22 protein-coding genes are annotated in these 19,161 nt (G+C 63.8%); 15 read left to right on the forward strand and 7 right to left on the reverse strand.

All coding sequences use genetic code 11. The features are described 5' to 3' along the window. The first annotated feature begins 47 nt into the window (after positions 1–47). Both ACVWYQ_RS12125 and ACVWYQ_RS12130 read left to right on the forward strand, forming a co-directional pair. The gene (locus ACVWYQ_RS12125; RefSeq protein WP_456725653.1) at positions 48–971 is read left to right on the forward strand and encodes a quinoprotein relay system zinc metallohydrolase 2; all 924 of its coding nucleotides are present in this window, start codon (positions 48–50) and stop codon (positions 969–971) included. Between the two features lie 54 nt (positions 972–1,025). Beyond that, a complete protein-coding gene (locus ACVWYQ_RS12130) occupies positions 1,026–1,844 on the forward strand; it encodes a quinoprotein dehydrogenase-associated SoxYZ-like carrier (protein WP_456725654.1) in 819 nt (272 codons plus the stop codon). A 170-nt stretch (positions 1,845–2,014) separates the two neighbouring features. Here the strand turns inward: ACVWYQ_RS12130 and ACVWYQ_RS12135 are convergent, their stop codons facing one another. Next, the gene (locus tag ACVWYQ_RS12135) at positions 2,015–2,374 is read right to left on the reverse strand and encodes a hypothetical protein (RefSeq protein ID WP_456725655.1); all 360 of its coding nucleotides are present in this window, start codon (positions 2,372–2,374) and stop codon (positions 2,015–2,017) included. Between the two features lie 87 nt (positions 2,375–2,461). On the opposite strand from ACVWYQ_RS12135, the gene ACVWYQ_RS12140 reads away from it, so the two are divergent. From ACVWYQ_RS12140 to ACVWYQ_RS12160, 5 genes are read left to right on the forward strand one after another with little or no spacing between them, the layout of a single operon-like run. Then, positions 2,462–3,436, forward strand: a complete 975-nt coding sequence (locus tag ACVWYQ_RS12140) for an ABC transporter substrate-binding protein (protein ID WP_456727139.1) — start codon at positions 2,462–2,464, stop codon at positions 3,434–3,436. Position 3,437: 1 nt separating this feature from the next. Then, positions 3,438–4,175, forward strand: coding sequence for an ABC transporter permease (locus ACVWYQ_RS12145; protein WP_036042015.1), 738 nt, complete (start codon positions 3,438–3,440; stop codon positions 4,173–4,175). Then, positions 4,165–4,893 (forward strand): ATP-binding cassette domain-containing protein, encoded by a 729-nt coding sequence (locus tag ACVWYQ_RS12150; RefSeq protein WP_225148098.1) that lies wholly within the window; start codon positions 4,165–4,167, stop codon positions 4,891–4,893. The genes ACVWYQ_RS12145 and ACVWYQ_RS12150 overlap by 11 nt, the downstream gene beginning before the upstream one ends. 47 nt (positions 4,894–4,940) lie before the next feature. Further along, on the forward strand, positions 4,941–5,750 hold the full coding sequence (locus ACVWYQ_RS12155) for a pentapeptide repeat-containing protein (RefSeq protein WP_456725656.1): 810 nt from the start codon (positions 4,941–4,943) through the stop codon (positions 5,748–5,750). Between the two features lie 25 nt (positions 5,751–5,775). Then, positions 5,776–6,123, forward strand: coding sequence for a hypothetical protein (locus tag ACVWYQ_RS12160; RefSeq protein WP_456725657.1), 348 nt, complete (start codon positions 5,776–5,778; stop codon positions 6,121–6,123). A 22-nt stretch (positions 6,124–6,145) separates the two neighbouring features. Here ACVWYQ_RS12160 and ACVWYQ_RS12165 read toward each other — a convergent pair whose 3' ends face one another. The 5 genes from ACVWYQ_RS12165 to ACVWYQ_RS12185 form a co-directional block, all read right to left on the reverse strand. After that, the gene (locus ACVWYQ_RS12165) at positions 6,146–6,355 is read right to left on the reverse strand and encodes a hypothetical protein (RefSeq protein ID WP_036007926.1); all 210 of its coding nucleotides are present in this window, start codon (positions 6,353–6,355) and stop codon (positions 6,146–6,148) included. A gap of 212 nt (positions 6,356–6,567) precedes the next feature. After that, positions 6,568–7,437 (reverse strand): hypothetical protein, encoded by an 870-nt coding sequence (locus ACVWYQ_RS12170; RefSeq protein WP_404539264.1) that lies wholly within the window; start codon positions 7,435–7,437, stop codon positions 6,568–6,570. Between the two features lie 229 nt (positions 7,438–7,666). Next, the gene (gene pqqA, locus ACVWYQ_RS12175; protein ID WP_008562446.1) at positions 7,667–7,747 is read right to left on the reverse strand and encodes a pyrroloquinoline quinone precursor peptide PqqA; all 81 of its coding nucleotides are present in this window, start codon (positions 7,745–7,747) and stop codon (positions 7,667–7,669) included. A 217-nt stretch (positions 7,748–7,964) separates the two neighbouring features. Continuing rightward, the gene (locus tag ACVWYQ_RS12180; protein WP_271544118.1) at positions 7,965–8,294 is read right to left on the reverse strand and encodes a hypothetical protein; all 330 of its coding nucleotides are present in this window, start codon (positions 8,292–8,294) and stop codon (positions 7,965–7,967) included. Between the two features lie 142 nt (positions 8,295–8,436). Further along, positions 8,437–8,829 (reverse strand): EF-hand domain-containing protein, encoded by a 393-nt coding sequence (locus tag ACVWYQ_RS12185; RefSeq protein WP_404539261.1) that lies wholly within the window; start codon positions 8,827–8,829, stop codon positions 8,437–8,439. A 318-nt stretch (positions 8,830–9,147) separates the two neighbouring features. Here ACVWYQ_RS12185 and ACVWYQ_RS12190 point away from each other — a divergent pair, with 318 nt between their 5' ends. The 4 genes from ACVWYQ_RS12190 to ACVWYQ_RS12205 all read left to right on the forward strand — a co-directional run bounded on the left by ACVWYQ_RS12190 (position 9,148) and on the right by ACVWYQ_RS12205 (position 13,425). Continuing rightward, positions 9,148–10,812 (forward strand): methanol/ethanol family PQQ-dependent dehydrogenase, encoded by a 1,665-nt coding sequence (locus ACVWYQ_RS12190; protein WP_157283948.1) that lies wholly within the window; start codon positions 9,148–9,150, stop codon positions 10,810–10,812. 12 nt (positions 10,813–10,824) lie between these two features. Further along, a complete protein-coding gene (locus ACVWYQ_RS12195; RefSeq protein WP_157283950.1) occupies positions 10,825–11,178 on the forward strand; it encodes a c-type cytochrome in 354 nt (117 codons plus the stop codon). Beyond that, the gene (locus ACVWYQ_RS12200) at positions 11,175–12,104 is read left to right on the forward strand and encodes a substrate-binding periplasmic protein (RefSeq protein WP_456725658.1); all 930 of its coding nucleotides are present in this window, start codon (positions 11,175–11,177) and stop codon (positions 12,102–12,104) included. Before ACVWYQ_RS12195 ends, ACVWYQ_RS12200 begins: the two co-directional genes overlap by 4 nt. Positions 12,105–12,435: 331 nt before the next feature. Next, on the forward strand, positions 12,436–13,425 hold the full coding sequence (locus ACVWYQ_RS12205; RefSeq protein WP_271544111.1) for a Bug family tripartite tricarboxylate transporter substrate binding protein: 990 nt from the start codon (positions 12,436–12,438) through the stop codon (positions 13,423–13,425). Positions 13,426–13,484: 59 nt separating this feature from the next. Here ACVWYQ_RS12205 and ACVWYQ_RS12210 read toward each other — a convergent pair whose 3' ends face one another. Beyond that, complete coding sequence (locus tag ACVWYQ_RS12210; protein ID WP_025037738.1) at positions 13,485–14,453, reverse strand: helix-turn-helix domain-containing protein; 969 nt, start codon at positions 14,451–14,453, stop codon at positions 13,485–13,487. A gap of 513 nt (positions 14,454–14,966) precedes the next feature. Here ACVWYQ_RS12210 and xoxF5 point away from each other — a divergent pair. The 4 genes from xoxF5 (at position 14,967) to gfa (ending at position 19,145) form a co-directional block, all read left to right on the forward strand. Next, entirely contained in the window at positions 14,967–16,772 is a 1,806-nt protein-coding gene (gene xoxF5 / locus ACVWYQ_RS12215; RefSeq protein ID WP_404539253.1) for a lanthanide-dependent methanol dehydrogenase XoxF5, read from the forward strand. A gap of 116 nt (positions 16,773–16,888) precedes the next feature. Then, complete coding sequence (locus ACVWYQ_RS12220; protein ID WP_157284197.1) at positions 16,889–17,380, forward strand: c-type cytochrome, methanol metabolism-related; 492 nt, start codon at positions 16,889–16,891, stop codon at positions 17,378–17,380. A gap of 60 nt (positions 17,381–17,440) precedes the next feature. Next, positions 17,441–18,550: an S-(hydroxymethyl)glutathione dehydrogenase/class III alcohol dehydrogenase gene (locus tag ACVWYQ_RS12225; RefSeq protein WP_027574628.1), complete on the forward strand. Its 1,110-nt coding sequence runs from the start codon at positions 17,441–17,443 to the stop codon at positions 18,548–18,550. Positions 18,551–18,581: 31 nt separating this feature from the next. After that, the gene (gene gfa / locus ACVWYQ_RS12230) at positions 18,582–19,145 is read left to right on the forward strand and encodes an S-(hydroxymethyl)glutathione synthase (RefSeq protein WP_036042003.1); all 564 of its coding nucleotides are present in this window, start codon (positions 18,582–18,584) and stop codon (positions 19,143–19,145) included. The last annotated feature ends 16 nt before the right edge of the window (positions 19,146–19,161 follow it).

Below are 19,161 nucleotides of genomic sequence, written 5' to 3' on the forward strand. Positions count from 1 at the left end.
TTTGTTGCAGTGCAATGAGACCAGTCCTTTGAACTGAGGCGGAAAAAGTGTCTCGCATCGCTCTCGTGATCGCAGCCTTGTCCCTGGTAACAGCCACGCTAGCACGCGCCGGGGCGGCCGAATTGCCTGTGAGCGAAGTCGCGCCGGGAATCTTCGTACACTCCGGGGCCATCGCGCTGATGAGCCGCGAGAATGAAGGCGGCATCGCCAACCTCAGCTTCATCGTGGGAGACGACGCGGTGGCCGTGATCGACACTGGCGGCAGCCAGCGCGAGGGCGAGGCGCTGCTGGCGACGGTACGAGCGCGCACGCAAAAGCCGATCCGCTATGTCATCAACACCCATGGCCATCCCGACCATGTCTTCGGCAATGCTGCTTTCGCGGCGGAGGGAGCCAGCTTCGTCGGCCACAGCAAGCTGCCGCAGGCGTTGGCCGCCCGCGGGCCGTTCTATCTCGATAATTTCAGACGCCTCATGGGCCCCGAGCTGATTGATCCCGTGAAGATCGTACCGCCTACCCTGCTCGTGATGGACACGCTCACGCTCGATCTGGGCTCGCGCCGCTTGACCCTGCGCGCATGGCCGGCCGGCCACAGCGACAACGATCTGACCGTGTTCGACGAGAGCACCAAAACCCTGCTTGCCGGCGATCTCGTCTTTCTGCACCACATTCCGGTGATGGACGGCAGCATTCGCGGCTGGCTCGCCACGCTCAAGGAGTTGGAGACGATTCCAGCGCTGCGCGTTGTTCCCGGCCACGGCCCTGTGAGCGACTGGCCGGCGGCGCTGAACGAAGAACGGCGTTACCTGTCAACGCTGCTGTCCGACGTCCGTACCTTGAACAAGAAGGGCGCGCCGATCCGCGCCGCTGCGGACAAGGCGGCGGCGGAGGAGCGGCCGCACTGGCAGCTGTTCGAGGACTACAACGCCCGCAACGCAACTGCAGCATTTTCGGAAATTGAATGGGAATAGCGGGCACGCTACGCTGGCAGGAGATCAGCTTCACCTAAATTGAGGAGCATGACCATGACGGCATGCACACGCCGCCTGCCCCTGATCGCCCTGCTCCTCGGCATCGCCTTCGCCGTGCCGGCGCAGGCGGAACAGGCCTACGATCCCTGGCCGGGCCTGGTGCAGGACATCTTCGGCAACAGGCCGATGAACGACGGCGCCGAGGTCATCGGCATCGAGATGCCCTATCGCGCCGAGGATGCCGCCATCGTGCCGGTGACGCTGCGCAGCAAGCTGTCGCCCGGCGACAGCAGACGCATCCGTTCAATCACGCTGGTGATCGACCGCAATCCCGCGCCGATGGCCGCGAAGTTCGAGCTCGGCCCGGACGCCAATGTCACGGAAATCTCGACCCGCGTGCGCGTCAACAATTACACCGAAGTGCACGCGGTCGCCGAGCTCAGCGACGGCCAGCTCTACGTCTCGAAAGTCTATGTGAAGGCCTCCGGCGGCTGCTCGGCGCCGGCTGCAAAGAACGTGGAGGAAGCCAAGAACCGGCTCGGCCAGATGCGCTACCGGCAATTCGCCCGTGAGGACGGTCCGGCCAGCCGGTTGCGCGAAGCGCAGATCATGATCGGCCATCCCAACAATTCCGGCCTGCAGATGGACCAGGTCACGCAGCTCTATATCCCCGCCTTCTTCATCAACCAGCTCAGATTGACGCAGGACGACAGCCCGGTGCTGTCGATGGAAGGCGGCATCTCGATCTCGGAAGATCCCAACCTGCGCTTCACCTATGTCTCCAACGGCGCCAAGCGCTTTCGTGCGGAGGCCAGGGATACGGAAGGGCATGTGTTCCGCAATGAATGGGATGTCGAGAAGCCGGGGACGTGAGGCGAGGAGCACCCTTCCCTGGAGGGGGAGGGTCGGCTCACATTGAGCGTAGCGAAACGTGGGACGGGGTGGGGTGACGGTCTCTCCTCGCGCTTCGCGCGATCGACCACGGGCGAGCTACGCTCGTCCCGGACCCCTCCAGGGGAGGGTGAGAGACACCGCGGCACAATTCAGAAGCACCTCACCTCGGCTTCCGCCTGGGCGCGCCTCAAGTCATTCACCGCCGAGTTGGCCTGCTCCGAAGTGCGAAACTGCACACCGAGATCGCCGCGCACCTGCGACATGCTGAGCGCGGTCTCGGCGGTCACATAGCGCTCGTAGGGTATGATCGAGGCGACCACGTCGATGGAGCAGGAACATTGCTCGATCGCGGAGCGCGTCTCGCCATTGGCCTTCATGCAGCCATAGACGTATTCCGCGCGCGCGGCGGTGGGATAATCATTGGCCTCTTCGGCCCGTGCCACGCATACGCTCGCAGCGAGCGCCGTCAATGCGGCGACAATCGGTCGTAGCCGTCCGGCCGGATTCATGCGCGTCCTCCCGCTGGTTGCGACCAAGGCTATGCTATGCGTATTGTGCTGAAAAGCACTCTGTCAGAGGAAACGGCTCACAAGGTGATGAGAGTTTTGGCGCGAATTTGGGTGCTCGCAACGGTGCTGGCGCTAGCCGCACCTGCTGGCGCTGCGGACACGATCCGCCTTGCGGTGCAGAAGACCGGAACATTCTCGTGGGAGCTGGCCGCGATCCGCAGCGCCGGCCTCGACAAGGAGGCCAGCCTGTCGCTGGAGGTCACCGAGCTGGCGAGCACCGAAGCCGGCAAGATCGCGATGCGCGCCGGCAGCGCCGACATCATCCTGTCGGACTGGCTTTGGGTGTCACGCGAGCGCACGCTCGGTGCCAAGCTCACCTTCTATCCCTATTCCAGCGCGCTCGGCGCCGTGATGGTGCCGGCCTCATCGCCGATCAAGACGCTCGCCGACCTCAAGGGCCGCAAGCTCGCGGTCGCCGGCGGGGCGATCGACAAGAGCTGGCTGCTGCTGCAGGCGCGGATGAAGCAGGACGGCATCGACCTCAAGTCGGAAGCAACCATCGTCTACGGCGCCCCGCCGCTGATCGCCGCCAAGGCGCTGGACGGGGAGATGGATGCGAGCCTCAACTTCTGGAATTTCTGCGCCCAGCTCGAAGCGAAGGGCTTCAGGCGCCTCGCCGGCATCGAGGACATCTTGCCGAAGCTGGGTGCCAAAGGCGCGGTCGCCGCGGTCGGCTATGTCTTCGATGAGAGCTGGGCCGCGAGCCATAAGGAGGCCGTCGCGCGCTTCATCGCGATGACCCGCAAGGCCAAGGAGTTGCTGGCGACCTCGGATGCGGCCTGGGACAAGGTCGCGCCGCTTACCGGCACGACCGATCCTGCCCTGCTCAAGGCTTACCGCGACCGCTACCGCGACGGCATTCCGCGCCGGAGCATCGATGACGAGGAAAAGGACGCGCGCGTGCTCTACCGCGTGCTGGCCGAGATCGGCGGCCGCGACCTCGTCGGCCCTGCAGCCGAGCTCGATCCCGGCACCTTCTATCACGCAGTCCCCGGAGACTGAGGTGCTGCGCCTGCTGTCGTTCGCCCTGTTCCTCGCGATCTGGTGGATTGCCGCGCTCGTGGTCGGCGGCGCAAAGCTGCCTTCCCCGCCGGCGGTGCTTCAGGTGATGATCGCGGAAGCATCAAGCGGCGCGCTGTTCCTGCATCTCGGCGCCACGCTGGCGCGCGTCGCGCTCGCCTTCACCCTCGCGATGTCGCTCGGCAGTGCCATCGGCTATTTGATGGGCCGGGTGAAGCTCGCCGACCGGCTCGGCGATCCCTGGCTGATCCTGTTGCTCAACCTGCCCGCCTTGGTCGTGATCGTGCTGGCCTATATCTGGGCTGGCCTCACCGAGGCCGCCGCGATCGCGGCGATTGCCATCAACAAGCTGCCGACCGCCATCGTCACATTGCGCGAGGGCACGCGCGCGCTCGACCGTTCGCTCGACGAGATGGCGAGCGTGTTCGCAATGCCGCGCTGGCGCGCCTTCCGCCACGTCGTGCTGCCGCAACTGGCGCCCTATATCGCGGCCTCGGCCCGCTCCGGCCTGTCGCTGGTGTGGAAGATCGTGCTCGTCGCCGAGCTGCTGGGGCGGCCGAACGGCGTCGGCTTCGAGATCGGCGTCGCCTTCCAGCTGTTCGACACGCCGCGGCTGCTGGCCTATTCCCTCACCTTCGCCGCCGTCGTGCTCGTCATCGAAACCTTGCTGGTGCAGCCGTTCGAAGCCCGCGCAAACAGGTGGCGGCCCCGTGCGGCTTGAGGTCGATATCACGGGCAAGACTTTCAGGAGTGCCGCGGGCGGAACGCACGAGGTGCTGGCGCCCGTCAAATTCGCGCTGCAATCCGGCGAGGTCGGCGTGCTGATCGGCCCCTCCGGCTGCGGCAAGAGCACGATGCTGCGCATCATCCTGGGACTGGACCACGACTTTGCAGGCCGCGTCGCGCGACCGCCGGAGGCGCGGATCGGCATGGTGTTCCAGGAGCCGCGTCTGCTGCCGTGGCGCTCGGTCGAGCAGAATGTACGGCTGGCTGCGCCCGATGTCGCTGATGCCAAGCTCGCCGAGCTCTTCAGGATTTTGGAGCTGGAAGCGCATCGCGACCACTATCCCGGTGAGCTCTCGCTGGGTTTGGCCCGGCGCGTGGCGCTCGCCCGCGCCTTTGCCGTCGAGCCGGATATTCTGGTGCTCGACGAACCGCTGGCATCGCTCGATGACGCTCTCGCCGGACGCCTGCGCGATGAAATTGCAACGCTCGTCGCGAGCCGGCCGGTGATGACGCTTTTGGTGACACACAGCCTGGACGATGCAGTGCGCCTGGGCGACCGGCTGTTCTTCCTGTCGCCGCGACCAGCGCGGATCGTCGCCGAGGTGCCTATCGGCATCCCCCGCGACACACGCGGCGAAGCCGAAATTGCGGCGATCAAGGCCGGCCTCGCGCAACGAACTCAAGGCGACCGCACTGAGCGAGATGCCTCATAGCCGGTCGCCTGGTGGACGTGCTAGATTAGCGGGCGGCGGAGCTGATGATGACACGGACAGTCGCCTTCGCAACGCTTGGTCTTGCAGCGCTTAGCCTCGCACTCGTTGCGATGACGGCGGGCGCGCAGGACATGATGCGTGGCATCGACCTCACCTCCCCCGCGATGGTCTCGGCTGAAATGACGAGGCCGGAGGTCGAGGCCATGTTGGCCAAAGCGAGCCCAAAGCAGCCTGCCGATTTCACCGGCAAACGCCTGTCGGGTCTCGATCTCTCGGGGCTGGACCTGTCCAACACGGTTCTCCGCGCCGCGCGGCTCAACAAGACAATACTTCGAGACGCCAGGCTGGACGGTGCGATCCTCGATCAGGCGTGGCTGCTGGATGCGGATCTTACCGGCGCAAGCCTTAAGGGCGCCAATCTGTTCGCCTCGCAAATGGCCCGCGCGCGTCTCGACGGTGCGAACCTGTCAGGAGCGCGGATCGCTGCCGACCTCACCGGCGCAAGCCTGGTCGGCGCCTCGATCGCGGACGCGAATCTCGGCGCCGATATGCGAAACCAGTCGATGGGACTGATGCGCGCGGTGCTGAGATCCGCCAAGCTGGAACGGCTGAACGCGCGCAACGCCGATTTGTCGCGCGTTGACCTCGAATTCGCAGTCCTCAGGGGCGCCGATCTGAGCGGCGCATCACTGAAAAACGCCCAACTCGGCGGAGCCGATCTGACCGGCGCCATCGTCATCGACGCCGATTTCGACGGCGCCGATCTCGTCTCGGCGAAGCTGATCGCACCAAATGGCCTTGACCGCGCCAAGAATTTCGACAAGGCAAAGAACCGCGAGCGGCTGATCAGGGAATGACGGCGCCCTTTGGGAGGACTGGCTGATGCGTGGGGTTCTTGCTTTGACCGCGTTGTTGACGCTTGCCGGGGAAGCCGGTGCGCAGACCAAGGGCAAGGGCATAAGGCTCTGGAATCTCACGACGGAGACCATCTCCGGCTTCCAGCTTGCACCCGCGGGCAAGACCGACTGGGGTCCGAACCAGTGCTTGAATGACAAGGACAAGGAGGTCGACCACGACGAGCGGTTGCGCATCACCGGCATCGAGCCCGGCCGCTACGACGCCAGGGTCAGCTACCCCAATGCACGGCAGTGCGTCGTCCGCGATATCGAGATCAAGGCCGACGCGGTGTTCTCGATCGCCGACAAGGATCTGAAGGACTGCACCAAGTAGCGTTCGAACGGATTCTGGCAGCTCACGCCTTGTCGTTCGGGTGCGGATATTCGCAGCGCCACTTCACCGCGTGCCACTTCGGATGCTCACCGACCCATTGCGCGATATAGGGCGGCGCGGCCATCGCGCATTGCCGCGGCGACCCGGAATAGTGGAACACCAGATGCCGCTCCTCGCAGGTCGCAGGCGAGAGCACCGCGCACACAGTCACCACCAGGTCAATCGGGTTCATGCCGGGATCCTCTCGCAAGGGGGCGATGGAGAGATTAGCACATGAAGCTACGCGCGAAGGAGGGGGAAGTTTCATAGCGCCGGAGCCTCGTCATGGCCGGGCTCGGCCTCCTTGCCTCGTGGAACAAAGAACGTGGATGCCCTGGCCGTCGCCTCGCCGAAGTGGCTTCGGCCGCGCACGCGGGAGAAGCCCGGGCATGACGACTTTCCGCGCTAAAAATTCACGCCGAACACCAATCGTGCCTGATGCCGCTCGAAATTGACGAGGTCGAGATTGCCGCCTGAGCTGGCCGGGCGCCCCCAGGCCTGCATGCTCCAGCTCGCCGTGAGCCGGGAACGCTCGGAGAGCTGGAAATAGGCGGTGGGGCCGACAAACAGGGCCTGGCCTGAGAACTCGCTAAGGCCGATGCCCTCATATTGCCGGAAGTAGCGCATCTCGCCGCCGAGCAGCACATTGGGCCGCACGCGCACCAGGCCGGCAAACGCGGCCCCGATCGTCGAGCTCTTCTCGGAAGCCCCTCCAATCTCGAAGCGCGCCCATTCCGGCTGGTAGATCAGGTTGAGGGCGCCGATGGCGAAGTTCGGAATGAGTTCGCCGTCGAAGGCGAACGTGAATTCCGTGCCGTACATCCGCCCTTTCGCGCCGCTGGTCTCGTCGATGCGGTCGCCGTGGAGCTCGGCCGCAATCGTGAGGCCGAATGGTGCGCGCTCACGGTCGAGCAGGCGATAGCGCAGGTCAAGCGAGATGCCCTGGAAGTTGAACTGGCGGCGGTCGTCGATGTCAGGGACGCCGGTGATGTGGTGCAAGCTGGCGGTGCCGCCGACCTCGACACGAAAATTCGGCAGCGGCACCACCTCGATCTCGACCTCGTGTTCAAGGGCGCGATAAGCGCCCCCGCCTTTGCCGAAGCGCCCCGTCGTCTGGGTCTGGAATTCGCGCTCGCCGACATTGCCGATATCGGTGCCGATCATGAAGCCGAAGATGTGCTCGGTATCAAAACCTGCCTCGGCGCTGCTGCGCGCCGGCGCCAGCACGATCGCGCACACGATCACCGTCCAGAACTTGCAGGCTCTGCCGCCCATCCCGTGCCCCAAAGGCGCGCGCCGCTATGATGCGGCAGCAGCGCTGACCGGGCGCCAGCGTAACACACTGCCGCAGAGCACGGTCGAGATTTTGCGGCCAGAGAATTGAAGCCCGTCCACGTGCGGCATTCACGTCAATCCGCAAAGCATGGAGCACGGCGAGGCGCAGATCCGACACTGCCACGGCTCCGACGGCGTTTGCCATCGAAGCCGCGGCAGGTCGTCGGTCTTACTTGCGCGAGGCGCAGGCGTACATGTTGATTTCCATGCCGACCGGCACTTCCACGATCTTCGGAGCTTTCCAAGCCATTCGGGTCTCCCAAGGTATTGAGCGCGACATCGCGCGGCGAAAACCTAGGGCTGCGTCAATTGCAGTTCAAGCCTCGATTCGACTGCCGCCGCGTCTGTGCCAATTCTTCGCGGCCGCAATTTCTCTCTCGGACAAGGCAAGTTCCCTCCTGGTCAAACCTGACCAGCGAGACACTGCCTTGTGCAATGCACCGCGCGTCCAATCGACAACGGTGCCGTCAGCAATCCTTGTCGGCCATTTCGGCATTCGGCTTGGCGCCTGCAGCGCGCTGAGCCGCCGTCGGCTCGCTCTGCATTTGGCGCTGCGCATCCTCGGACGACGCCGGCGATTCACCGCTGGCACGGTTCATGGTGCTGGTCGGCGGATGCTGGCTGGTACCGCTCGCCGAACCGGACGTGTGCGATTGCGCGGAGCCCACGGTGACCGGACCAGAACCAGCATCCTTGTCGGTGCTGGCGCTGCCGGTGTTGCAGGGACCGGCGACCGCAACCCCGGCGCTCAGCGCCAGGATTGCACAGGCAGCAAGAAGGGAACGATTCGTATTCATCTGCATCTCCTTTTCTCCCGCAGCGCAGCCCCGGCGCCGGCAGGACATGCGGAGAAACAGGCCGAGCAGCCCGATGTTCCCGAGCGCGAGACGAGAATGATCGCAAACGTTACGCCCGTCACGCCCGTTCCGGCCGCGGCGCTCACCGGAGCAATCGCACGAGCGCGCGACCGGCGCGCGCGTTCAGCTCCTTCGCATCCAGCGTTCCGTCCTTGTCGGGATTGGCTGCGCTGAAACGCTGCTCGACCACCGACAAATATTCGTCGAGGGTGAGGGTCCCGTCGCGGTCGGGGTCGGCCGCGGCGAGTGCTTTCGCGCTCAACCGTCCACGCAGTTCGCGCGCATCGAGCGTGCCGTCGCGATCGGGATCGAGCTTTGCGAAGGTGGTGGCAGCGGCCTTCTTCACCTCGGCAAGATCGAGCGTGCCGTCGTTGTCGGTGTCGAACAACTTGACCGCATTGCCGGAAGCCGACCACGCCGGACCGGCCGAGAGTGCAATCATAAGTGCAAGGGCAATCGAGCGAGCCGAAATCATCGAGACCTCCCTGACATAGAGCCCCTGATTAATGGGGCAGAGCCGAGATAAACCCGCAAGCGGACCTCGGTTCAAGTCCGGACTTGCAACTTACGCGCGCCACAACCGGTGGAGATGCATCGACCTGCTCCCGATCGCGCTTCGCGCCACGGAATTCTCAGCGTCTCCGCACAAGTTGGAGTTGCCTTTGTCAGGTTTCCGTCAGGTGACCGCCGACGATATCGGCACGTTGCTTACGACTTTCGTATTGACGCGTTTTGGTTTCCGACGGAGTGTTGCAGCCGCAGCGTCAAAAGGCGCGCATTTTGGGAGGAACGGATGAAACGCTTTGCGATGGCCGCGAGCCTCGTCATGCTTGCGTCAACCTGTGCAAATGCACAGACCACCGAGCAGCTGGTCAAGGGTGCGACCGACACATCGAACGTTCTCAATTACGGAATGGGCTACAATCTTCAGCGCTTCTCGACGCTGAAGCAGATCAACAAGGATACGGTCAAGAATCTCGTCCCGATCTGGAATTACAGCTTCAATGACGATCGGAGCGAGGAATCGCAGCCCATCGTCTATCAGGGCGTCATCTACGTCACCTCGCACAATGCCACGATGGCGGTCGATGCCAAGACCGGCAAGCAGATCTGGAAGAGCAAGATCGAATATCCGGCGGAGACGCCGCGAATCGTCTGCTGCGGCATCATCAACCGCGGCGTCGCGATTCACGAGGGCAAGCTGTTCCGTACGACCCTCGATGCCCACGTGATTGCCATCGACGCCAAGAACGGCAAGGAGCTGTGGCGGCAAAAAGCAGCCGACATCAAGGAAGGCTATTCGATGACGGTAGCCCCGCTCGTTGCCGACGGCGTCGTCATCACCGGCATCTCCGGCGCCGAATTCGGCACAAGAGGCTTCATCGACGGCTGGGATCCGGCAACGGGCAAGCATCTCTGGCGGACCCACTCGATCCCCTCGCCGGACGAGCCCGGCGGCGACACCTGGAAGGGCGACACCTGGAAGCTCGGCGGTGGCTCGACCTGGATCACCGGCTCTTATGACCCCGAGCTGAACACGGTGTATTGGGGCACCGGCAATCCCGGCCCGTTCAACTCGGCGGTGCGCCCCGGCGACAATCTCTACACCTGCTCCGTCCTGGCGCTGGATCCCAAGACCGGCAAGATCAAGTGGCATTACCAGTTCTCGCCGAACAATCCGTTCGACTACGACGCCGTGGCCGAGATGGTGCTCGCCGACATGACGATCGAGGGCAAGCCGACCAAGGCGCTGCTGAATGCCAACCGCAACGGCTTCTTCTACGTGCTCGACCGCACCAACGGCAAGCTGCTCGCGGCCAATCCTTACGTGAAGGTCAACTGGGCAACCGGCATCGACATGAAGACGGGACGTCCGATCGAGACCGACGTGTCGAAGGACGCACGCGAGGGCAAGAAAGTCACCGTCTATCCCTCGATCCTTGGCGGCAAGAACTGGGAGCCGATGTCGTTCAATCCGCAGACCGGCCTCGCCTATGCCAACACGCTCGCTTTCGGCGGCAGGTACAAGACCGAGCCCGTCACCTACAAGCAGGGCGAATGGTATCTCGGCATGGATCTGACCGACCTCTGGGAATACGGCGACGGGCCGCGCGGTCATCTCAAGGCCATCGACCCCATGACCGGCAAATCGAAATGGGAGGCGCCGAGCGACATTCCGCGCTTCTCGGGCGTGCTCTCGACGGCCGGAGGCGTCGTATTCTCAGGCGCGCTGACCGGCGAGTTCGAGGCCTTCGACGCCGACACCGGCAAGAAGCTCTGGCAGTTCCAGACCGGCTCCGGCATCGAGGGACAGCCGGTGACCTGGCAGCAGGACGGCGTGCAGTATGTCGCCGTGACGAGCGGCTATGGCGGCGTCTACTCGCTGTTCTCCGGCGACGAGCGGCTTGCCAACGTGCCGCCCGGCGGCTCGCTGTGGGTCTTTGCGGTCAAACAGTAAGACACGGGTACGATGCTGAAAGTGATCCCTCACAAGACGGCGGCGATGATCGCCGCCGTCGCGGTGCTGTCGGTCGCGCATGCGGCGACCGTCCGCGCCGATGACACCACCGGCAATTCCATGCAGGCGCAGATCGACCATGGCAAGTCGACCTACGCCTCGAAATGCTCGCACTGCCACGGCCCCAATCTGATGAATTCCGGCACCGTCACGCCGGATCTGCGTGCCATTCCCGACGACAAGACGCGCTTCGTCACCACGGTGAAGAACGGCAAGAACAACAAGATGCCACCCTGGGCCGACATTCTCAGCGACGACGAGATCGGAAACCTCTGGGCCTTCGTCTCCAGCCGGAGGAAGCCATGAGGGGCCGGCGCGTTGCCTGGAGCGCTGCGGCCGTTCTGTCCGCGATGGCGTCGGTCGCTCTCGCAGCCGACGATCCTCTGAAGGTCTGTCTCGACGAGGACCGGCCGCCGCTCTCGGTGCATCGCCGCGACAAGCCGGATGCCGGCTTCGACGTGCTGCTGGCGCAGGCGATCGCCGAGCGGATGGGACGCCCGCTGAAGATCCAGTGGTTCGAGAGCAGGCTGGATGAGGATTCGAGCCCGCAACTCGAGGCCAACGCGTTGCTCTCGGACGGGCGCTGCTCGCTGGTCGGCGGCTACGCGCTGACGCAGGATTCGCTTGTCGCACCCGGGATGAAGACGGCGCGCTTGCCGGGTTTCGCCGGCGCCACGCGCGACGATCGGCGGCGCCGCGTCCCGCTCGGCGTGCTCGCGCCGAGCCAGCCCTACATCTATTCGCCGATGACGGTGGTGCTGGGGCCAAAGGCCCGCGGGCGCAAGGTCGGCGACATCGGCGATCTCGCCGGCCTTCGTCTCGCCATCGAAAGCGGATCGCTCGGCGACGCCATCCTGATGACCTTCGACAAGGGGCGCCTGATCGACAACATCACCCACCTCGTCCCCGGCCGCGACGATCTTCTCGGCGCGCTCGAGCGCGGCGACCATGACGCGACGCTGATCGATCTTGCCCGCTTCGACGCCCATCGCGCCGCGCGCCCGGACACGGCGATCACGGCGTCCGGCTACTATTATCCGATCGGAGCCAATCGCGGCTATGTCGGGCTCGCCAGCGATGGCGCGCTGATCGCGGCCGTCAACAAGGCGCTGACGGAGCTCACGGCTTCGGGCAAGATCGCCGAATTCGGCAAGCAGGCCGGCCTCACCTATCTGCCGCCGCGCGAGCCCGCGATCCTCGGCGATGTCTGGACCAAGATCATCCAGCGGTGAGGCACCGTCATTCCGGGGCGCCCGCAGGGCGAGCCCGGAATCCATTTATCAGCAGCGCATGCGGGGCGATGGATTCCGGGCCTGCGTGCTGCGCACGCATCCCGGAATGACGGAGGATGTGGCTAGCGGCGTCTCCCTTCGTATACTGGAGGCATTTCATTCGCCCATCGGTGCCCCGTGAATTCCCCGGCCATCGCCAGCAATCTGCGCGTCCGGGTGATCACCGAATAGGCACCGCGCAGACCAATCGAATGCGCCAATCTGTCTCGCCTGCGACCGATGGCAGCGACAGCCGGATGCAGTAGGTTCGGCAAAAATCAGGGAGAGAATCATGTCCGCCAAGCTCGATCGCCGCCACTTCATCGCCGCCGGGACCAGTGCACTGGCGATGCCGCTCGTCGCGCGCGGCGCATCGGCACAGGGTAGCTGGCCGGCGCGGCAGATTCGCATGATCTGCAGCTATCCCGCCGGCGGCCAGACCGACCTGCTCGCGCGCGCCTATGGCGAGTTCATCTCCAAGCAGGTCGGCAAGACCGTCGTCATCGAGAACAAGCCCGGCGCCTCCGGCGCGATCGGGACGGCGGAAGTCGCCCGCGCCGAGCCCGACGGCCACACCATCCTGTGCTCGATCTCGACCACCTACATCATGAACCGTGTGGTGATGAAAAATCCCGGCTACGACATGGACAAGGATTTGACGCTCGTCAGCGTCATTCCCGGCGCGGGTCTGTTGCTGGTCGCGAACCCGAAAACAGGGGTTAAGACGCTGGAGGATTTCGTCGCCTTCGCGCGCAAGAGCGGCAAGGTGAACTTCGGCACCTACAGCGCGGGCTCGGCCCCGCACATGACTGTCAACGAGCTCAACAAGCAGTACGGCCTCAACATCGAGCCGGTGCACTATCGCGGCGAGGCGCCGATGTGGACGGGAATGCTGGAAGGCACCCTCGATGCCGCGATGGGCAGCTACACGGCCGCGCAGTCGGTCCTGCAAAGCGACCGCGGCACGGTGTTCGCCGTGCATTCGAAGAAGGTCGATGCGATCCCCGCGATCAAGACCCTTCCCGAGCAGGGCGCGACGTCGAAATTCTTCACCGTGAGCGGGTTCACCGGCTGGGCCGTGCCCAAGGCGACGCCGCAAGCCGTCGTCGACCGCCTCGCCGAGCTCTGCGTCGCCGCCAACACCGATCCGAAAGTGAAGGAGGTTCTCTCGACCTTCGTGCTCGAGCCCGCGATCGGCTTCAAGGAAACCAATGCGCTGTACCAGCGCGAGCTGCCGATCTGGATCGAGAGCGCGAAGTCGTTGGGCCTCGAGCCGGCCTGATCAGAAAGTTGGGCACATCACGAGGACGGCCTCGCCGGCCGCTTTTGGAAAAACCGCGTCTAATGCTCGCCCGAGCTCGCCGCGCCCTGCTGTGCCTTGTGGATCGAGGACGGCACCACGCCGAAATATTTCCGGAACACCCGGCTGAAATGCGATGAGCTGGAGAACCCCCAGGAGAAGGCAACGTCGGTGATAGTCTTGCCGGCGTGGGCCTCGAGCTCCTGGCGGCAGTTCTGCAGCCGCGCCTGCCAGATGTAGTCGCTCACCGTGGTGCCGCGCTCCGAGAACAGCATGTGCAGATAGCGCTTGGAGCAGCCAAGCTCGGCCGAGATCTGATCGATGCACAGATCGGGGTCGCGCAAGTGCTCGCGGATGAAGAACTGCGCGCGCACATACATCGCTTCGGGCCCGACACGATCGAACATCGTGTCGGCTTCGCGCAGCGGCAGCAGCAACAGGTCGATCAGTGAATCCGCGACGCCGACCGCGCTGTTGGCGGACAGCTTTGCCGCCTCGTCGAAGGTGGCGTGGACGAAATCGTGGGCGATCCGCCCGGTCCCCGTCTTCGCCGTCAATTTGCACGCCGGCATCCGCTGCGACGGGAATCCGCGGTCGCGCAGCAGCGCCTTCGGCACGATCACCACGTCATGTCGGGTAAAGGCGGGGCTGATGATCGAATGCGGACAGGAGACGTCATAGGCGATGATGTCGCCCGGGTTGATCTCGATGTGGCGGCCTTCTTGTTCGAAATAAGACACGCCGTAAGTCTGGAAATGGATTTTTATGTACGGGTGTTCATTGGCCTTGGCGCGCGCCAGCGTGTGCGCGATGCGATGCTGGCTGACCTCGATCTGGCAGAGCTTCAGGCGCGAGACCGTGGTGTAATCGATGCGACCTTCGAGCGAGGACGCCTCCAGCGGATCAACGTCGAAATGCCCGCACAGGCTCGTGAGCCCGTCGATCCAGCTCTGGATCTGCCGCTTCGGCGTCATTCCGGTCGTCGAGAGCGTGTGAATGGTGTCGGACATTAATCCAGCCACTGATTTGATCCGGAGATTCGGCGCGAATCGCAACCAGCGCTGCCGGAGCCCTCAGCCGTGATTGCGTGACGTTTACCTCGCATTTGAGCGGTCTCTTGCAACGAGCGCCATCGTTCCATTGCCACTCTTGAAACTTAATCCTCCGCCTTAGTTGCAGCGCCGTCAAGGGGAACCTGAGCGCCGAGGCGGCCTCGAGGGCGCACCGAAGCCGCTGAATTCGCTACTGCAAAATCAAAATCTTCACCTCCGTGCGCTGTCGAGCAAACCGCCTTCGCTCTTGGGCAAGTTTCCCGATGGCGAAGCCGTTAGGGATTGCGGCAGGAACAACAAGAACGGGCCGCTCCTGCACGTGGACCCGTGGCTCTCATCAGGAGGAGGAAACAGCACAGCATCGTTTCTGGTCCCCATCGTGACCGCCCTGCACGAGCAGACGCCGGACGAGAAGCCCGGCGATTGAGCAACGCTTCGGAAATAATAAACGAGACCAACGGAGGAATAACTATGCGCAAGGTGCTTCTGGCGACCTGTCTTGGTTCGGCGGCGGCTCTCGCCGTCGGCAGCGCTTCAGCAAATGACGAGCTGATCAAGATGTCGCAAAACCCGAAAGACTGGGTGATGCCGGCGGGCGACTACGCCAATACCCGCTATTCGAAGCTAAACCAGATCAACGCACAGAATGTCGGGAAACTCCAAGTTGCCTGGACCTTCTCGACCGGCGTGCTGCGTGGCCACGAGGGCGGCCCGCTGATCATCGGCAACATGATGTACGTCCACACGCCGTTCCCTAACAAGGTCTACGCCATTGACCTTTCGCAAGAGAACAAGATCGTTTGGAAATACGAGCCGAAGCAGGATCCCAACGTCATCCCCGTGATGTGCTGCGACACCGTCAACCGCGGCCTGTCCTATGGCGACGGTAAGATCATTCTGCATCAGGCCGACACCAACCTCGTGGCGCTCGATGCAAAGACCGGTCAGGTGGCCTGGTCGGCCACCAATGGCAACCCGGCAAAGGGCGAGACCGGTACCTCGGCGGCCCTGGTCGTCAAGGACAAGGTCCTCGTCGGCATATCCGGCGGGGAGTTCGGCGTGCAGTGCCATGTCACCGCATACGACCTCAAATCCGGCAAGCAGGTCTGGCGCGCCTATTCCACGGGTCCGGACGATCAGATTAAGGTCGATCCGGTGAAGACGACGTCGCTCGGCAAGCCGGTCGGCCCGGACTCTTCGCTGAAGTCCTGGCAGGGCGATCAGTGGAAAATCGGCGGCGGCTGCACCTGGGGCTGGCTCTCGTACGATCCCGCTCTGAACCTTGTCTATTACGGGTCGGGCAATCCCTCGACCTGGAACCCGAAGCAGCGTCCCGGCGACAACAAATGGTCGATGGCGATCTTCGCCCGCGATGCCGACACGGGCATGGCGAAGTGGGTCTACCAGATGACGCCCCATGACGAATGGGATTATGACGGCGTCAACGAAATGATCCTCAGCGACCAGCAGATCAACGGTCAGAACCGCAAGCTGCTGACGCACTTCGACCGCAACGGCCTCGCCTACACCATGGATCGCGACACCGGCGAACTGCTGGTTGCCGAGAAGTACGATCCCAAAGTGAACTGGACCAGCGGCGTCGACATGGACAAGAACTCGCCAACCTATGGCCGTCCGAAGGTCGTCGCCCAATATTCCACCGAGCACGGCGGAGAGGACAAGAACACCAAGGGCATCTGCCCGGCCGCGCTCGGCACGAAGGACCAGCAGCCGGCGGCCTACTCGCCGGACACGCAGCTGTTCTACGTTCCGACCAACCACGTCTGCATGGACTACGAACCGTTCAAGGTGAGCTACACCGCAGGCCAGCCCTATGTGGGGGCGACGCTTTCGATGTACCCGCCCCAGGGTGAAAGCCACATGGGCAACTTCATCGCCTGGGACAACAAGACCGGCAAGATCGTCTGGTCGAACAAGGAGCAGTTCTCGGTCTGGTCGGGTGCGCTCGCAACGGCAGGCGGCGTGGTGTTCTACGGCACGCTCGAAGGCTACCTGAAGGCGGTCGATGCCAAGTCCGGCAAGGAGCTCTACAAGTTCAAGACTCCGTCCGGCATCATCGGCAACGTCACCACCTATGAGAACAACGGCAAACAGTACATTGCCGTGCTCTCCGGCGTGGGCGGCTGGGCCGGCATTGGTCTCGCGGCAGGCCTGACTGATCCGACCGCAGGCCTCGGCGCCGTCGGCGGCTACGCGGCCCTCAGCAACTACACGGCACTCGGCGGTACGCTGACCGTGTTCTCGCTGCCGAACTAGGCCTCGCTTAGCATCGCTCCGGCGCGTGGATCGTTCCACGCGCCGGCTCGTCTCCACCGAATGCCGGCCGAGGAACAAATCTCTTGCGTAAAATCTGCTCTGTCATTGTTGTGATGATGATCTTCGTTGTGTCCGGAGGAATCGCGGTCGCAGAGGGTCCGGGCGACCCGACCGCTGTGAAGAAGGAAGACGACGGAAAGTGGCTCGATAAGGACGGAAACCCGACCTACAAGATTTCGGCCGACGGTACCGTGGACTGGTTCACCTATTCCGGATATCGCCGCTATCACTCGGATTGTCACGTGTGTCACGGCCCCGACGGCATGGGATCGACCTACGCACCGGCGCTGAGGGACTCTGTCAAGTCGATGAGTTACGGCGACTTCCTCGGCGTGGTCGCCTCCGGCCGCAAGAGCATCTCGACCGCGCAGGAGAACGTCATGCCGGCCTTCGGTGATAACCCGAACGTCGCCTGCTACATGGACGATCTCTACGTCTATCTCCGCGCGCGCTCCACCGACGCCTTGGGCCGGCAGCGTCCTGCGAAAAAGGAGGAGAAGACGGAGGCCTATACCCAGGCTGAAGACGCCTGCATGGGCAAGAAATGAACGTTACGAGGGCTGCCAGGACTACTTCTTGGCGTCTGATGAGAATTTGAGGAGCTACCGATGAAGACACGTGCCGCCGTTGCTTTCGAAGCCAAGAAGCCGCTCGAGATCGTCGAGGTCGATCTGGAAGGCCCGAAGGCCGGCGAAGTCCTGGTCGAGATCAAGGCGACGGGTATCTGCCATACCGACGCCTACACGCTCGACGGCTTCGACAGCGAGGGAATCTTCCCGTCGATCCTGGGACATGAGGGAGCCGGCATCATCCGCGAGATCGGCCCGGGCGTGACCTCGGTGAAGCCGGGCGATCACGTCATCCCACTCTACACGCCGGAATGCCGGCAGTGCAAAAGCTGCCTCAGCCAGAAGACCAATCTCTGCACCGCGATCCGCGCGACGCAAGGCAAGGGCGTGATGCCCGACGGCACCAGCCGTTTCTCCTACAAGGGCAAGCCGATCTACCACTACATGGGCTGCTCGACCTTCTCGAACTTCACCGTGCTGCCCGAGATCGCGGTCGCCAAGATCCGCGAGGACGCGCCGTTCGACAAGAGCTGCTACATCGGCTGCGGCGTCACCACCGGCGTCGGCGCCGTCGTCAACACCGCCAAGGTGACGCCGGGCTCCAACGTGGTCGTGTTCGGCCTCGGCGGCATCGGCCTCAACGTCATCCAGGGCGCCAAGATGGCCGGCGCCGACAAGATCATCGGCGTCGACATCAACGATTCCAAGGAGGAATGGGGTCGCAGGTTCGGCATGACCGACTTCGTCAACCCGAAGAAGATCACCGGCGACATCGTTCAGCACCTCGTCGGCCTCACCGACGGCGGCGCCGACTACACCTTCGACTGCACCGGCAACACCACCGTGATGCGCCAGGCACTGGAGGCCTGCCATCGCGGCTGGGGCACCTCAATCATCATCGGCGTCGCCGAGGCCGGCAAGGAGATCGCCACCCGCCCGTTCCAGCTCGTCACCGGCCGCAACTGGCGCGGCACGGCCTTCGGCGGCGCGCGCGGGCGCACCGACGTGCCGAAGATCGTCGACTGGTACATGAACGGAAAGATCCAGATCGATCCGATGATCACCCACGTGCTCAAGCTCGAGGAGATCAACAAGGGCTTTGACCTCATGCACGAGGGCAAATCCATCCGTTCAGTCGTCGTGTTCTAGCTCGAAAACGTCACACCAAGGAGGATCGACCATGACTGTTGCACTCCATCCCTCGATCGACAACGGCATCAAGCAAGGCAGCGGCAGCTTCGCCGGTGGCACGCTGGCCTGCAAATGCAGCGACCATCCGGTGAAGGTCGGCATCAAGGGCGACGTCGCCCACAATCACGCCTGCGGCTGCACCAAGTGCTGGAAGCCGCAGGGCGCGACCTTCTCCGTCGTCGCCGTCGTGCCGCGCCAGAACGTCACCGTGCTCGAGAACGGCGACAAGCTCCAGATCGTCGACCCCTCCGCGGTGATCCAGCGTTACGCCTGCAAGGCCTGCGGCACGCACATGTACGGCCGGATCGAGAACAAGAACCATCCGTTCTACGGCCTCGACTTCATCCATCCCGAACTGTTCCAGGAGCAGGGCTCGCAGGCGCCGCAATTCGCCGCCTTCGTTTCCTCCGTGATCGAATCGGGTGTGAAGCCCGAGCAGATGGCCGGCATCCGTTCGCGGCTGAAGGAGATCGGCCTCGAGCCCTATGACTGCCTGTCCCCGGCCCTGATGGACGCGATCGCGACCCATGTCGCGAAGGCCAAAGCCGCTTAGGAAGACTGCCTGGGAC

Source organism: Bradyrhizobium sp. USDA 3397 (assembly GCF_054060965.1).

Bases quoted from the DNA above. Each gene is read 5' to 3' on its own strand.
- ACVWYQ_RS12200 (WP_456725658.1), top strand. From the start codon at position 11,175: ATGAGGGGCCGGCGCGTTGCCTGGAGCGCTGCGGCCGTTCTGTCCGCG.
- xoxF5 (WP_404539253.1), top strand. From the start codon at position 14,967: ATGCGCAAGGTGCTTCTGGCGACCTGTCTTGGTTCGGCGGCGGCTCTC.
- ACVWYQ_RS12210 (WP_025037738.1), bottom strand. From the start codon at position 14,453: ATGTCCGACACCATTCACACGCTCTCGACGACCGGAATGACGCCGAAG.
- pqqA (WP_008562446.1), bottom strand. From the start codon at position 7,747: ATGGCTTGGAAAGCTCCGAAGATCGTGGAAGTGCCGGTCGGCATGGAA.
- ACVWYQ_RS12220 (WP_157284197.1), top strand. From the start codon at position 16,889: ATGATCTTCGTTGTGTCCGGAGGAATCGCGGTCGCAGAGGGTCCGGGC.
- ACVWYQ_RS12170 (WP_404539264.1), bottom strand. From the start codon at position 7,437: ATGGGCGGCAGAGCCTGCAAGTTCTGGACGGTGATCGTGTGCGCGATC.
- ACVWYQ_RS12140 (WP_456727139.1), top strand. From the start codon at position 2,462: ATGAGAGTTTTGGCGCGAATTTGGGTGCTCGCAACGGTGCTGGCGCTA.
- ACVWYQ_RS12130 (WP_456725654.1), top strand. From the start codon at position 1,026: ATGACGGCATGCACACGCCGCCTGCCCCTGATCGCCCTGCTCCTCGGC.
- ACVWYQ_RS12160 (WP_456725657.1), top strand. From the start codon at position 5,776: ATGCGTGGGGTTCTTGCTTTGACCGCGTTGTTGACGCTTGCCGGGGAA.
- ACVWYQ_RS12190 (WP_157283948.1), top strand. From the start codon at position 9,148: ATGAAACGCTTTGCGATGGCCGCGAGCCTCGTCATGCTTGCGTCAACC.
- ACVWYQ_RS12165 (WP_036007926.1), bottom strand. From the start codon at position 6,355: ATGAACCCGATTGACCTGGTGGTGACTGTGTGCGCGGTGCTCTCGCCT.
- ACVWYQ_RS12225 (WP_027574628.1), top strand. From the start codon at position 17,441: ATGAAGACACGTGCCGCCGTTGCTTTCGAAGCCAAGAAGCCGCTCGAG.
- ACVWYQ_RS12135 (WP_456725655.1), bottom strand. From the start codon at position 2,374: ATGAATCCGGCCGGACGGCTACGACCGATTGTCGCCGCATTGACGGCG.
- ACVWYQ_RS12205 (WP_271544111.1), top strand. From the start codon at position 12,436: ATGTCCGCCAAGCTCGATCGCCGCCACTTCATCGCCGCCGGGACCAGT.
- gfa (WP_036042003.1), top strand. From the start codon at position 18,582: ATGACTGTTGCACTCCATCCCTCGATCGACAACGGCATCAAGCAAGGC.
- ACVWYQ_RS12180 (WP_271544118.1), bottom strand. From the start codon at position 8,294: ATGAATACGAATCGTTCCCTTCTTGCTGCCTGTGCAATCCTGGCGCTG.
- ACVWYQ_RS12195 (WP_157283950.1), top strand. From the start codon at position 10,825: ATGCTGAAAGTGATCCCTCACAAGACGGCGGCGATGATCGCCGCCGTC.
- ACVWYQ_RS12185 (WP_404539261.1), bottom strand. From the start codon at position 8,829: ATGATTTCGGCTCGCTCGATTGCCCTTGCACTTATGATTGCACTCTCG.
- ACVWYQ_RS12155 (WP_456725656.1), top strand. From the start codon at position 4,941: ATGACACGGACAGTCGCCTTCGCAACGCTTGGTCTTGCAGCGCTTAGC.